9 protein-coding genes and 1 pseudogene are annotated in these 13,167 nt (G+C 68.8%); 3 read left to right on the top strand and 7 right to left on the bottom strand.

The window, feature by feature from the left end:
• Positions 1-43 precede the first annotated feature (43 nt).
• The 4 genes and pseudogenes from aztD to aztB all read right to left on the bottom strand — a co-directional run bounded on the left by aztD (position 44) and on the right by aztB (position 4,401).
• Positions 44-1,243 (bottom strand): zinc metallochaperone AztD, encoded by a 1,200-nt coding sequence (aztD, locus tag ACF1A1_RS26570; protein WP_392003323.1) that lies wholly within the window; start codon positions 1,241-1,243, stop codon positions 44-46.
• Between the two features lie 93 nt (positions 1,244-1,336).
• Positions 1,337-2,296 carry a zinc ABC transporter substrate-binding protein AztC gene (gene aztC / locus ACF1A1_RS26565; protein WP_392003322.1) on the bottom strand — a complete coding sequence of 320 codons (960 nt, stop codon included), beginning with the start codon at positions 2,294-2,296 and terminating at the stop codon, positions 1,337-1,339.
• A pseudogene (locus ACF1A1_RS26560) lies at positions 2,293-3,523 on the bottom strand (hypothetical protein). Before ACF1A1_RS26560 ends, aztC begins: the two are co-directional and overlap by 4 nt.
• 20 nt (positions 3,524-3,543) lie before the next feature.
• A complete protein-coding gene (gene aztB, locus ACF1A1_RS26555; protein ID WP_392003321.1) occupies positions 3,544-4,401 on the bottom strand; it encodes a zinc ABC transporter permease AztB in 858 nt (285 codons plus the stop codon).
• A gap of 14 nt (positions 4,402-4,415) precedes the next feature.
• On the opposite strand from aztB, the gene aztA reads away from it, so the two are divergent.
• A complete protein-coding gene (gene aztA, locus ACF1A1_RS26550; RefSeq protein WP_392003320.1) occupies positions 4,416-5,159 on the top strand; it encodes a zinc ABC transporter ATP-binding protein AztA in 744 nt (247 codons plus the stop codon).
• Between the two features lie 197 nt (positions 5,160-5,356).
• On the opposite strand, the gene ACF1A1_RS26545 is transcribed toward aztA, so the two are convergent.
• A complete protein-coding gene (locus ACF1A1_RS26545) occupies positions 5,357-6,430 on the bottom strand; it encodes a GlxA family transcriptional regulator (protein WP_392003319.1) in 1,074 nt (357 codons plus the stop codon).
• A gap of 71 nt (positions 6,431-6,501) precedes the next feature.
• Between ACF1A1_RS26545 and ACF1A1_RS26540 the strand changes: the two genes are divergently transcribed.
• Complete coding sequence (locus tag ACF1A1_RS26540; protein ID WP_392003317.1) at positions 6,502-7,452, top strand: NADP-dependent oxidoreductase; 951 nt, start codon at positions 6,502-6,504, stop codon at positions 7,450-7,452.
• 364 nt (positions 7,453-7,816) lie between these two features.
• Here ACF1A1_RS26540 and ACF1A1_RS26535 read toward each other — a convergent pair whose 3' ends face one another.
• Both ACF1A1_RS26535 and ACF1A1_RS26530 read right to left on the bottom strand, forming a co-directional pair.
• Positions 7,817-9,187 carry an RICIN domain-containing protein gene (locus tag ACF1A1_RS26535; protein ID WP_392003316.1) on the bottom strand — a complete coding sequence of 457 codons (1,371 nt, stop codon included), beginning with the start codon at positions 9,185-9,187 and terminating at the stop codon, positions 7,817-7,819.
• Positions 9,188-9,218: 31 nt separating this feature from the next.
• A complete protein-coding gene (locus ACF1A1_RS26530; RefSeq protein WP_392003315.1) occupies positions 9,219-10,649 on the bottom strand; it encodes an endo-1,4-beta-xylanase in 1,431 nt (476 codons plus the stop codon).
• Positions 10,650-11,574: 925 nt separating this feature from the next.
• On the opposite strand from ACF1A1_RS26530, the gene ACF1A1_RS26525 reads away from it, so the two are divergent.
• Positions 11,575-13,041 carry a non-reducing end alpha-L-arabinofuranosidase family hydrolase gene (locus tag ACF1A1_RS26525; RefSeq protein ID WP_392003313.1) on the top strand — a complete coding sequence of 489 codons (1,467 nt, stop codon included), beginning with the start codon at positions 11,575-11,577 and terminating at the stop codon, positions 13,039-13,041.
• Positions 13,042-13,167 lie beyond the last annotated feature (126 nt).

Raw genomic sequence — 13,167 nt, 5'->3', positions numbered from 1 at the left:
CGTGGCCCGGATCGGGCGGGACGGCCTCGCCGGGGTCGGAGGATCAGTGGCCGGCGACGACGCCGGACAGTTCGTTGGTGCTCTTTGGCAGGGTCACGGACGTGATCTTCTTGCCCGATTCGATGCCGATGGCGTGCAGTTGGCGCTTGCCCGGCTCGGAGACGTACGCGGTGTTGTCGCGGACGAAGAGGGTGGGCCGGGGCTGCTGCCAGTCCAGCGGCTCCTGCCAGTCGTCCACGACGGGGATCTTCTTGTCGACCTTGCCGGTCTCCGGGTCGATGACGTGGAGGGTGCCGTTGGTGCCGAGGACGAGGGCCTCGCCGTGGGGTCCGCGGCCGAGCGAGCGGAAGGAGTAGCTGGTGCCCAGGTCGACCAGGCGCAGTTTCCCGGTTTCGGTGTCGATGAGGGAGATGCGGGTCGGCCGCTCCAGTTCGGCCTCCGGGTCGGTCTTGTAGTCGCCCAGGAGGATGGTGGATGCGTCGCTGCCGCGCTGGTTTCCGATGCGGCCGTAGTCGTCGGGGGCGTCGACCTTGGTGAACTTGCCGTCCTTGTAGATCAGGAGGCCGTCCTCGCAGCCGATGCCGATGGCCTCGCCCTTGGCGGCGGCCTCGCCGTGGACGCCGGGGCAGTTCTCGTTGCGCTTGATCTCCTTGTTGTTCTTGTCCAGGACGAGGGCGCCGGTGCGCTTCTCCTCGGTGCCGAGGGTGGTGAGGAGTTCGCCGTTGGTCAGTTCGATGGCGACGCCGTGGTGCGGTTCGGCGGAGGTGTAGGTGCGGCCTTCCGGCTTCTTGCCGCCCTTGAGGTCGGCGGGGTCGAAGACGTTGACCTCGCCGGTGCCGTCGGTGAACAGGACCGTCTTGCCGGCGTGCTGGACGACGTGGCCGGGCTTGGCGCCCTTGTACTCGACGCCGGTGAAGGTCTGTTCGGTGGCGTTCAGGACGCGGAATCCGGAGTCGGTGGAGACGATGACATGGGAGTCGTCGCCGGCGGGGTTGAGGCGGTTGAAGCCGGGCAGCTCGATCGTGTTGGCCAGCTTCAGGCTTTCGCCGTCCAGGACGTACAGGCCGCCGTCGAACGTGGCGACGAGCGGGTCCTTGACCGCCACGGCCTTGGTGCTCGGCGCGCTCTTGGCCTGCGTGTCGGACGAGGAGCTGTCCTCCCCTCCGCAGGCGGTCAGGACCGCGGAGGCTGCCAGGGCGAGGGCCGTGCCCGTGAAGGCTTTGTGGCGTATCGGCTTGTTCACCGGGGTGTTCCTTTCTGTGCCGCGCGGGCGCGGCAGTGGGTGCGGGTGTGCTTGAGCGGCCGGTCGGCCGGTGTGCACGTCAGGGGCTCTGGTTCAGGCGCCGGTCAGGCCGTCGGTCATGGCGGTGGTGTTGGCGCGCATCATCTGCAGGTAGGTGCCGGCGCCCTTGCCCTTCTCGGTCAGGGACTCGGAGTAGAGCTCGACGACGCGCACCTGACCGTCCAGCTCGGTGCGCAGGACCTCGGCCAGCCGCTTGGGCTGGGAGGAGTCCGCGAACACGGTGTGCACGCCGGCCTTCCGCATCGCCTGGGTGAGCGAGCGCAGGTCGGAGGAGCTGGGCGAGGCCAGCGTCGTACCGCTCGGGATCACCGCACCGATCACCCGGAAGCCGAAACGTTCGGCGAGGTAGCCGAAGACGTGGTGGTTGGTCACCAACGCCCGCCGCTGTTCGGGTATGCGGTCGAAGGACTTCTCCATCCAGGCGGCCAGGTCGGCGAGTCGGCCGTCGTAGCGGTCGGCACTGGCGCGGACCGCCTTCTCGTCCACCCCGTCCACGTGCTCGATCACCTGATCGGCGATCAGGCCCACGGCCTTGCGAACGCGGTCGGGGTCGGTCCAGAAGTGCGGATCGGGCTGCCCGGCCTCCTCCTCGGGGCCGCCGTCGTCATGCGTCTGGAAGGTGCGAGGGTCCACCGCCTTGCCGGCCTCGAAGGTGGCCACCCCTGCCTCGCGGGCGGCGTCCACGTGCCGCAGTACGTTCTCCTCCAGACCCAGGCCGTTGAAGACCACCAGGTCGGCACGCTCCAACTCGGCGGCCTGCACGGCCGACAGGCCGAAGGAGTGCGGGTCGGCGTTCGGCTTCATCAGCACGGTCACATCGGCCTCGTCCCCTACGATCTCCTGGGTGATGTCGCCCAGGATGTTGGTCGTCACCACCACCCGGGGCCGGTCGTCGCGGCTCGTACAGCCAGTGCCGGCACCGGCCAGGGCGAGGGTGAGCAGGACCAGCAGGAGGGTGCGCGTCCGCCGCGACCCTCGCGTCCGTGTGGTCATCGTCCGGTCTCCACCATCAGGGCCGGCTTGATGTCCAGGTCGAAGGTGCGCGCGATGCGCAGGTTGTCGTTGTAGTCGATCTCGTACACGCGTTTGCCCTTGGAGTCGTTGAGGTAGGCGCGGCTGCGGTCGACCTCGATGACCGGTCCCGCGCCCGCGTCGCCACCGGTCTCGGGGGCGCCCGTCAGAAGCGGCTTCGTCCTGGAGACCTGCTTGCCGGTTGCGATGTCGTAGCCGTGGACTGCTCCGTCGGTCTCCAGGACGATCAGGACGGAGCCCTCACCGGCGGTGTTGGCGGAGACGACGGAACCGGTCGTCACCCGCGTCCACGTACGCTCGGTGACGTCCAGGACCCACACGGCCCGATCCCCGGCCGGCGCCGTGAGCGTGTCGCTGCCGGGCCGATGCCGGAAAGCCGTGGCCCGCTCCGTTTCGGGTACGTCGCTGCCGTACGGGATTTTCTCGGCCGTGAACCTGCCATCGTCCTCACGGACGAGCAGAGCACCGTCGGCGCACCCGAGGACGACTCCGCGCCGGGTGACGGCGTCGCCCCGCACCTCCTCGCAGCGGGCGTCCGGCGACGCGGCCCGCCGGCCCTCGCGGTCGTACACCACGACCTTCCCGTCGTCCGTGACGCCGAGCAGGTGCTCCGCGTACGGGACGACAACTCCCGCGTGCGTCCCGGGAAGCGGGCGGGCGGAGCCGACCTTGCCCTTCTCCAGACCGGCCCGGCGGTAGATCCTGGCGTGGCCGTCCTCGTCGGTCACCGCCGTGACGGCGGCATCGCTGCGGACACGGGTGCCCGGGCCTCCGGGCACCCGGCCCACGTCACGTATCGCCGCACGGTAGTAGTGGACGTGGTCGCCGTGGTCCACCATCCATGCGCCGCTGTCCAGGACGCGCGTGCTGCCCGCGGTGTGGAAGTAGCCGAAGCGGCCGTCGGTGGTGAGTTCGATGGTGCCCGGAGTCCGGGACACCTTGTGCGTCTTCCCGGTGATCAGGTCGAGTACCCGTGTGTCGCCGGTGGTCGGGTCGTTCAGCAGCAGCCGCGACTGCTGCTCGGCCTTCTCCTGAGCACCCTCGACGTAACCGTGCGGAGCGGAGGCCGATGACGGTGGCCTGCGGGGCGGACGCGCTGTCGTCGTGACTCGCGCAACTCGTGGTGAGCAGGGAGATCGCCACGAGTGCGGCGGGCGCCCAAGGTATGACGTTGTTTCGGACGGGCAAGGGGATCGCCTCAGGTTCTTTCAGTCGGTCGCTGTGGCGTGAGCGCCGAGGAGGCGCGCACGGCGGCGGTGACGGAGAGCGGATGCCAGGTGGGAGAGGAAGAACAGGCTCACCGCGAGGGCCGAGACGGTCGCGCCGGCCGCGGTGCTCAGGTGCCAGGACAGCAGCAGGCCACCGAAGGTGGCGGTGACGCCGAGGAGCGCCGCGAGGGCCATGACGCCCCGCACACTGCGCGCCCAGGGCAGCGCTGCGGCCGGCGGAGCGATGAGCAGGCCGAGCACCAGCAGCGTGCCCACGATGTGGAAGGAGGCGACGATGGCCAGCGCCAACAAGCCGAGCAGCACTGCGTGAGCCAGGCGGGGCCGCAAGCCGAGCGTCTGGGCCTTGCGTGAGTCGAAGGCCAGGGCGAGGAAGGCCCGGTGACCGAGGACCGAGACGGCGAGTGCCAGCAGCAGCGCCACACCCAGCAGCACCAGGTCCTGCTCGCGGACGGCGAGGACGTCACCGAAGAGGAACCCGGTCAGGTCGACCGCGAAGGACTGCGACCGCGACACGATGATGACACCGAGCGACAGCATCCCCACGAACAGCAGGCCGATACCCGTGTCCTGGGACAGCCTCGGGGTGCGGCCGAGGGCTGTGACGCCGACCGTCATGACGGCCGCGCTCAGCAACGCCCCCACCAGCAGGTTGCCGCCGAACAGCGCGGCGAGCGCGACTCCCGGCAGCAGCCCGTGCGACATGGCGTCACCGAGAAAGGCCATCCCCCTGAGCACCACCCAGGTGCCGGCCAGGGCGCAGATCGCCGACACCAACATCCCGCCCCACAGTGCCCTCTGCACGAAGGTCACCTCGAAGGGACCCGTCAACCACTCCATGGAAGCGGACTATAATGAAAACCATGTTCAAAACACAGGGGCCACCTCCCGCCCTCGCCGAGGCCAGGACGCCCCGGGTCCACTTCACGGAGCTCTCCGCCGGATACCCCGGCCGCCCCGTTCTGCATCAACTCGGCGCGGAAATACCGGCGTTGGCGATCACCGCACTCGTCGGCCCCAACGGAAGCGGGAAGTCGACCCTGCTCGGAGTGATTGCCGGAGTGATCCAACCCACATCAGGCCGGCTCCACCACGTCGGCAACCGGCCGCCGGCGTTCGTCCCGCAGCGCAGCGCCGTCGCTGACGTGCTGCCGCTGACGGTCAGGCAGACAGTGGAGATGGGGCGCTGGGGCGACCGCGGACCGTGGCGCCGACTGACCCGACAGGATCGCGCCACCGTGGACCAGTCCATGGAGAGGCTCGGCATCACCGACCTCGCCACCCGTCAACTCGGAGAACTCTCCGGCGGACAGCGGCAACGCGCCCTGATCGCCCAAGGACTCGCCCAGGAGTCGGATCTGCTCCTCCTGGACGAACCGACCACGGGACTCGACCTCGAGGCGAAAGATCGAATCGCCGCGCTGCTGACGGAGCTGGTCGCCGATGGGGTGACCGTCGTCCACGCCACCCATGACCTCGAAGCCGCACGCTCGGCGGACGCCTGCCTCCTGCTCCGCGACGGCCGCCTGGCAGGACAGGGGCACCCCGAACAGCTCCTCACCGCCTCGGCACTCGCTCAGATCTGGCAACCGGCCTGACACGACTGCCCCGTCATGTCTCGTGGCGACGGTGCCTCACGTGCCGCCGTTGCCTGTAACCGCGCGGTGCCGGTGGAAGCCCGAGCTGTCGCAGCGCCTGCGTCACCGCACCGTCGGGCCTTCTCGGCGGCAGCGGCGATGCTCGACAACTTCACAGCCGCCGACGTGGAGAACGGCTGGCACAGGTCCGACCCGGATCACGACTCCCGCACGTCGATTGGGTCCACGCCGATGAGAGCCGACGCACCCTTTCGAGCGCTCTCCCGCGGTCCCGCATGGAGTCGGTCACCGAAGCACTGGCTACCGGTAGAACCTGGTACGCACTGGCGTGCCGCCTGGAACGTACGCCGATACGCCTGCGGGGAGACGCCGATTGCCGCGTGGAGGTGCTGGCGCAGGGAGGCGCCCGTGGCGAAGCCGACCCGGTCGGCGATCTGGTCCACCGACAGGTCGCTGGACTCCAACAGGTCCCTGGCCCGGGCGACGCGCTGCTGGATCAGCCAGCGGCCGGGGCTGAGGCCCACCTCGCCGGTGAAGCGGCGGGCGAAGGTGCGCCGGCTCATCCGGGCGTGGGCGGCGAGGTCAGCCATGGTCAGCGGCTCGCCGAGGCGCTCGAGGGCCCAGGCGCGGGTCGCGGCTGTGCTCACAGCCCCGCTTTCCGGAACCGGCTGCTCGATGTACTGAGCCTGGCCACCGTCCCGGAACGGCGGAACCACACAGCGGCGGGCGACCGTGTTGGCGAGTCGGCTGCCGTGGTCCTTGCGCACGATGTGAAGGCAGACATCGACGCCGGACGCGGCTCCGGCCGAGGTCAGGATGGGGTCATCGTCGACGAACAACACGTCCGGATCGAGGGCGATGTGGGGGAACATGTGCCGAAACCGGTCCGCCTGCCGCCAGTGCGTCGTCGCCCTGCGGCCGTCGAGAAACCCGGCCGCGGCGAGCACGAAAGCACCAGTGCAGATGGAGACGATGCGCGTGCCCGGCCGGATCCACGCGAGCGCGGCAGTGACCTCGTCCGGAAGCTCGGCGGTGACAGACGACGGCGAGATCGGCGCGACGACCACGGTATCGGCCGCGGCCAGGGCCTCGGGGCCGTGCTCGGCGGTGATGGTGAAGTCCGCATTGCTGCGCACCGGACGCCCGTCGACGGTGCAGGTCAGCACCTCGTACCGGCCGTCGGCTGCGCCGAAGATCCGGCTGGGGATGCCAAGTTCGAAGGGGTAGACCCCATCCAGCGCCAGGACCACGACCCTGTGCACATTCCGCATGGCACGATCCTATCGAAGGCTGGCCACCAGGCCATTTTCCGGACGGACGGGCTCGGGCAGGCTGGGACGCCATGAGCACTCAGAACACGATGCGCGCCATCAGCCAGGACGTCCTCGGTGGTCCCGAGGTTCTCAAGGAAGTGGAGGTGGAGCGCCCCGCGCCACGGCCGAACGAGGTGCTGGTCCGGGTGCGCGCCGCCGGGGTCAACCCGACCGACTGGAAGCACCGCGCCACCGGCCGCTTCCTCGGCGAGCCGCCCTTCATCCTCGGCTGGGACGTCTCCGGCGTGGTCGAGGCGACGGGCACCGGTGTCGCCCTCTTCAGGCCGGGTGACGAGGTCTTCGGCATGCTGTCCTACCCATTCGGTCAGGGCGCGCACGCCCAGTACGTGACCGCCCCCGCCCGCACCTTCGCGCCCAAGCCCGCAAACATCGACCACACGCAGGCGGCCGCGCTTCCGCTGGTCTCACTGGCAGCCTGGCAGGCCCTGGTCGAGACGGCGAACGTCCAGCCCGGTCAGCGGGTGCTGATCCACGCCGCGGCCGGCGGCGTCGGGCATGTGGCCGTGCAGATCGCCAAGGCGCGGGGCGCGTACGTGATCGGCACGGCGAGCGCCGGCAAGCACGAGTTCCTGCGCGGGCTGGGCGCGGACGAGCTGATCGACTACCGGGAGACCGACTTCGCCACGGCCGTACGGGACGTCGACGTCGTGCTGGACACGATCGGCGGCGACTACGTCCACCGCTCACTGCGGATCCTGTGCAAGGGCGGGCTCCTGGTCACGCTCGTGCCGAAGGGTTCGAAGGAACTGCCTGTGGCTGCCGAAAAGCTCGGGGTACGGGCGACAGAGATGCTCGTCGACGCCGACCACACCGGGATGAAGGAGATCGCGGCGCTCGTCGAGGCGGGCAGGCTGCGCGCCACGATCGCCGGCACCTTCCCGCTGGCCGAAGCCGCCACGGCGCACGCGCTGGGCGAAACCGGCCGGACCACGGGCAAGCTGGTCCTGGTGGTCGACTGACACAGCCGAGAACAGGAAACATGGTCTGCCCTTCCAGCGGGGTCGCGCTCTGAGTACGCGTATCGCTCAGAGGCGCTTTACATCGATCCTTCCGCGAGACGGAAGCGGTATCGCGCCTCCGCGAAGCCCTTCCCGACGATGACGCCACCACAGAGAGACGGGAGCCGGCCCCCGTGCCTCACATGACCGCCTTCGCCAGGAGCCAGTGGTTCTGTTCGAGACAGGTCCCCATCGCCAGGCCCGAGGATGGACCCGCTCCGCGATCGACTGAACACCTGAAAGGCCTTCAGGTTCTTCGATCCGGGATGGACGTCGACGGAGTGGAGCCAGGATTGCCCTGGCTCCACTCCGTGGTGCGGGCGTGTCACTGGAACTGTGCGAAGAACCTCCAGATCTCTGCTTTGGTCCAGGTGGCGACGCCGCTTTCGCCGGAGGAGCCGTCGACCGGACCGGGTATGTGGCCTCCGTCGAACGCCGCCCATTGGACCGGGTATCCGGCACGGCAGCCCGAGTAGGTGGTGGTGATGTGCGTCCGGCTGCCCGGCGCGGGCTCGCGCGGGCTCTGAGGGGTGCAGCCGTTGTTGCTGACGAATTTGTCGCGCAGGGACCGTCCTTGCCCGATGTTGAGGACGTTGTCGCTGATGCCGTGGATTCCGAAGTAGGCGATGGGCTGGTTGCCGCCGCTGCACCCGCTGATCTGAGCGCCGGAGATCACCGCGACGGCCCTGAAGACGTTCGCCCGGCTGCATGCGAGTGCGTAGCTCATACCGCCGCCCCAGCTGAATCCCGTGGCGAAACGCTGTGCCGGGTTGACACAGAGGCCGCCCTCGATTCGCCGGATCATGTCGTCGACGAAGGTGACGTCCTCACCGCCCGAATTGGCCCAGCCGTTGCCGAGGCCCTGGGGGGCGACGAGGATCGCGCTGTTGTTCGACTGTTCCTGTTGGCCGTAGTAGGACCAGGCGTTCCCGCTCGTGCCGCCCGAGGCGACGTCGCCGGCGGTTCCGCCCCGCCAGTGGAACGCGAAGATCAGCCGGTAGGGGCGGCTGTTGTCGTAGTTGGCGGGGACCCTGAGGATGAAGCTGCGGCTCTTGCCGCCGCTCTGGATCGTGTGCGTACCGCTCGCCAGGGTCGGGGCGCTGCCGCACCCGCCGCCACCACCGGACGACAGCTTGATCATCTGCCATTGCTGGTTGGCGCCGCCCCAGTCGGTGTACTGGACGACGGTGCCGCCGTCGGCGGTGGAGGCGCCCTGCACCTCCACCGCCTTGCTGCTGGTGCGGTTGATCAGCCGGACGTGGCCCGCGTCGGAGTCGGCCAGGCGGAACTGCTGGTTGGCCCCGTTGTGGTCGGCCCACTGCTGGATCGCGGCACCGTCGGCGGTCGAGGCGCCGGCCACGTCGAGAACCTTGCCCGAATGCCGGGCCTTGAGGCGGTAGAAGCCGCCGCCGGAGTCCACGAACTGCCACTGCTGGTTGGCTCCGTCGCTGCGCGTCCACTGGCTGACCCGCGCGCCGTCGACGGTGGACGTGCCAGAGACGTCCAGCGCCTTGCCGCTGTTGCGATTGACCAGGACATACCAGGCATTGGTGTCCACCGTCGCCGCCTCGGCGGGCGCCGGATTCACCGCGGCGAGCATGCCGATCGCGAGGGTCGCCGCGGCCACGGCGGCGACCCGGGACCACCAGCGGTGTCTGCGTGGAGGGGCGGGGGAAGCCGCACCGTAGGCCTTCATCGATTCACCCTTTCGTTTGTGGAAGGGGACATCAGGTGCGGGTCCAGCGTTGGTTGCTGCTGTTCGAGCAGGAGTAGAGCTGGATCAGGGTGCCGTTGGCGGTGCCGCCTGCGACGGCGTCGAGGCAGAGGCCGGACTGGACGCCGACGATGGATCCGTCGGAGTTGAGGCGCCATTTCTGGTTGTCGCCACCCCAGCAGCCGTAGATCTGGACTTTGGTGCCGTTGCCGGTGCCGGCGGCGTCCAGGCACTTGTTGCCGTAGACCCTGAGCTCGCCCGCGGCGGTGTACGTCCACTGCTGGTTGGTGCCGTTGTGGCAGTCCCACAGGTGGAGCTGGGTGCCGTCGGTGGTACTGGTGCCGGGCACGTCCAGGCAGCGGCCCGAACCGACGCCCTTGACCGGTCCGGAATCCGACGGGGGCGTGGAGGAGCCGCCGTTGAGCGCGTTGAGGACGGCGGTGTAGGCGGGCTTCTTGCTGCCGTCGCCGTTGAACAGCAGCGGCGTGTGCTCCGGTCGCCAGGAGTCGGTGTCGCGCACACCCCAGACGGTGATGCCGAGGCAGCGCGGGACGGCCAGGCAGTCGTTGGTCACGTTGGCGTAGGTCGTGGCCGGGGCGCCCTGGATGTCGAGTTCGGTGATGGCCACGTCGACGCCCAGGGCGGCGAAGTTCTGGAGGGTGGTGCGGAAGTTGCTGTTGTAGGGGCTGCCGCTGTTGAAGTGCGACTGGAAGCCGACGCAGTCGATCGGCACGCCGCGCTGCTTGAAGTCTCGGACCATGGCGTACATGGCCTGGGTTTTGGCCCAGGTCCAGTTCTCGACGTTGTAGTCGTTGTAGCAGAGCTTGGCGGCCGGGTCGGCGGCGCGCGCGGTGCGGAAGGCGACCTCGATCCAGTCGTTGCCGGTGCGTTGCAGGTTGGAGTCGCGCCGGGCTCCCGAACTGCCGTCGGCGAAGGCCTCGTTCACGACGTCCCACTGGGCGATCTTGCCCTTGTAGTGGGCCATCACGCCGTTGATGTGGCCGATCATCGCCTGGCGCAGCGTGCTGCCGCTGAGGCTCTGCATCCAGCCGGGCTGCTGGGAGTGCCAGGCCAGGGTGTGGCCGCGCACCTGCTTGCCGTTCTGCACCGCCCAGTTGTAGACGCGGTCACCGGCGGTGAAGTTGAACTGGCCCCGCTGCGGTTCGGTGGCGTCGATCTTCATCTCGTTCTCGGCCGTCACCGAGTTGAACTCACGGCCCGCGATCGCCGTGTACGCCGAGTCGCCGAGCCTGCCCGAGGCGATGGCGGTGCCGAAGTAGCGGCCGCTCTGCGCCGCCGCGGCGCCGAGCGTGTTCTCGGCGGCGTGTGCGGTCGGCGGGGCGACCAGTGCGGCGACCGTACCGAGGACGCCGGCGACCAGCGCCAACAGCAGGCCGCGGATCTTCCGGCGGACAACGGATCTGGGAAGGGCATACGGGCTCATGACTGTGCCTCCAAGGTAGACATCACGGAAGGACTGAAGCGCGGGGGAACGCGTCGTCCGCTCCCACTCGGCGGACGGACGGGGTGGGCCGGAACCCGGGCAGCACGGAATCACCGGACACCGCGCCGGTGGGACCGGGACGATCTCCACCGGCACGGACGGCACCCGGCCGGCCGTCGGGTGACGTGCGGCGGGCGGCGGCGGTGTTTCGACACAGGCATGGGGGTGCTCCATCGCGGCTCAGCCGGGGGACCGCCACGCGGCGTCGCGTACCTCGCCAACTGCGCGAAGAGCCAGGATGCGCTGTTGCGGAACCTCACCGGAACGAAACGGGGTGGCGCAGATGCTTTGGTGCGCGGATCCGTCTTGCGGCTGTGCGCGGATCCGTCCTGCGGCTGTGCGTGGATCTGCCGTGCAGCACAGATTGCCCAGGGCGACGTGGTTCGAAATATCGAACGGCGGCCGGTTCTCAGACTGGGATGATTGAGGTATTGACGATGGATCGTCAATACTCGCCGCAGAAGAAGTTTCGATTCCTCGCCCGAAACTTTCCAGGATCCTGGCGAGCCGGAAGCCGAACCCCGGCGCCCCCGTCGGCGGATGCCGCGGGGCCGGGGCCGGGACGAGTGTGCGGACGCTGCTTGCTCGGCTCCTCTCCTCCACGCGGCGCCTTGGACTGGTGAGCTGTTTCCGCGAACTCCGGAGTCGTTCCGGTCGGCGCGACAGCTTGTCAGACCCAAGGGGAGGCGCTGTTTGTGGACAGATCGGCGACAGGCCTTGACCAGAGAGCCCCACATTCCTAGCTTGTGGCGTCGAAGCATCCGGGAATTCTTCGAAACTTTCGAGATTGTCCCTGTCCCCCGGCACGTCCGTTCCGCGGTTCATCGGGGTCACCTCACCCCCGCCCCCCAAAGGAGGCCCTCTGATGTGGTTTCGCCATTCGTCCCCGGTCCGACCAAGACGCTTACTCGCCGTCCTCGCGCCCTTGCTGCTCGTGGCTACCTTCCTCGGCGCCCAGCCCGCCAACGCGGCGACCGTAGACCCCAACGCCTCGTATGTGCTGGTCAACCGCAACAGCGGCAAGGCCCTGGACGTCTACAACATGGCGACCAACGACGGCGCCCGCATCACCCAGTGGACCAGGAACGATCAGAACCAGCAGCAGTGGCAGTTCGTCGATTCCGGGGGCGGCTACTACCGCATCAAGTCCCGCCACTCGGGCAAGGTGCTGGACGTCCACAACTGGTCCACCGCGAACGGCGGCTCGATCGTCCAGTGGGCCGACCTGAACAGCACCAACCAGCAGTGGCGGCTGGCCGACAGCTCGGACGGCTACGTGAGGCTCATCTCGCGCCACAGCAACAAGGCCCTCGAGGTACAGGGCGCCTCCACCGCCGACAACGCGAACATCGTCCAGTACGACGACTGGGGCGGCACCAACCAGCAGTGGCAGCTCGTCAAGGTCGGCGGCGTCAACCCCGGCCCGTGCGACCTTCCGTCGACATACCGCTGGACATCGACGGGCGCGCTGGCGCAGCCCAAGCCGGGGTGGGTCTCGCTCAAGGACTTCACCGTCGTCCCCTACAACGGCAGGCAACTCGTCTATGCGACGACCCACGACACGGGGACGAGTTGGGGTTCGATGAACTTCGGCCTGTTCACCAATTGGTCGGAGATGGCCTCGGCCAGCCAGAACACGATGTCGGCTTCCACCGTCGCGCCCACGCTCTTCTACTTCGCGCCGAAGAACATCTGGGTGCTCGCCTACCAGTGGGGCGGGACCGCCTTCTCCTACCGGACGTCGAGCGACCCCACCAACCCGAATGGCTGGTCGTCCCAGCAGGTGCTCTTCTCCGGAAGCATCTCCGGCTCCGGAACGGGACCCATCGACCAGACGCTCATCGGTGACGGGACGAACATGTACCTGTTCTTCGCCGGTGACAACGGCAAGATCTACCGGGCCAGTATGCCGATCGGGAACTTCCCGGGCAGCTTCGGCACGACCTCGACAGTGATCATGAGCGATACGACGAACAACCTGTTCGAAGCCCCGCAGGTCTACAAGCTACAGGGCCAGAACCGCTACCTCATGATCGTCGAGGCGATCGGCTCGCAGGGCCGCTACTTCCGCTCGTTCACGGCCACCAGTCTGAACGGCTCATGGACACCCCAGGCCGCGACCGAGAGCAATCCCTTCGCCGGCAAGGCCAACAGTGGCGCCACCTGGACCAACGACATCAGCCATGGCGAACTGATCCGCACCAGCGCCGATCAGACCATGACCGTCGATCCCTGCAATCTGCAGTTGCTCTACCAGGGGCGCAGCCCCAACTCCGGCGGCGACTACGGCCTCCTGCCCTACCGTCCGGGTCTGCTGACACTGCGGCGCTGACGGCGTGACACGAGTCCGGCTCCGGTAGGGAGCCGGCGGGGGGGGGGGGGGGGGCCGGCCCCCCCCCCCCCCCCGCCCCCCCCCCCCCCCCCCCCAACCCCCCCCCCCCGGGCCTATAAAACAAAA

Source organism: Streptomyces sp. NPDC014995 (assembly GCF_043080745.1).
Classification (GTDB): Bacteria; Actinomycetota; Actinomycetes; order Streptomycetales; family Streptomycetaceae; genus Streptomyces.
This window is presented reverse-complemented; position numbering and strand designations above follow the sequence as displayed.

Excerpts from the sequence above, each read along its gene's own strand:
- aztC (WP_392003322.1), bottom strand. The coding sequence starts at position 2,296 with ATGACCACACGGACGCGAGGGTCGCGGCGGACGCGCACCCTCCTGCTG.
- aztB (WP_392003321.1), bottom strand. The coding sequence starts at position 4,401 with ATGGAGTGGTTGACGGGTCCCTTCGAGGTGACCTTCGTGCAGAGGGCA.
- aztA (WP_392003320.1), top strand. The coding sequence starts at position 4,416 with ATGAAAACCATGTTCAAAACACAGGGGCCACCTCCCGCCCTCGCCGAG.
- ACF1A1_RS26545 (WP_392003319.1), bottom strand. The coding sequence starts at position 6,430 with ATGCGGAATGTGCACAGGGTCGTGGTCCTGGCGCTGGATGGGGTCTAC.
- ACF1A1_RS26540 (WP_392003317.1), top strand. The coding sequence starts at position 6,502 with ATGAGCACTCAGAACACGATGCGCGCCATCAGCCAGGACGTCCTCGGT.
- ACF1A1_RS26535 (WP_392003316.1), bottom strand. The coding sequence starts at position 9,187 with ATGAAGGCCTACGGTGCGGCTTCCCCCGCCCCTCCACGCAGACACCGC.
- ACF1A1_RS26530 (WP_392003315.1), bottom strand. The coding sequence starts at position 10,649 with ATGAGCCCGTATGCCCTTCCCAGATCCGTTGTCCGCCGGAAGATCCGC.
- ACF1A1_RS26525 (WP_392003313.1), top strand. The coding sequence starts at position 11,575 with ATGTGGTTTCGCCATTCGTCCCCGGTCCGACCAAGACGCTTACTCGCC.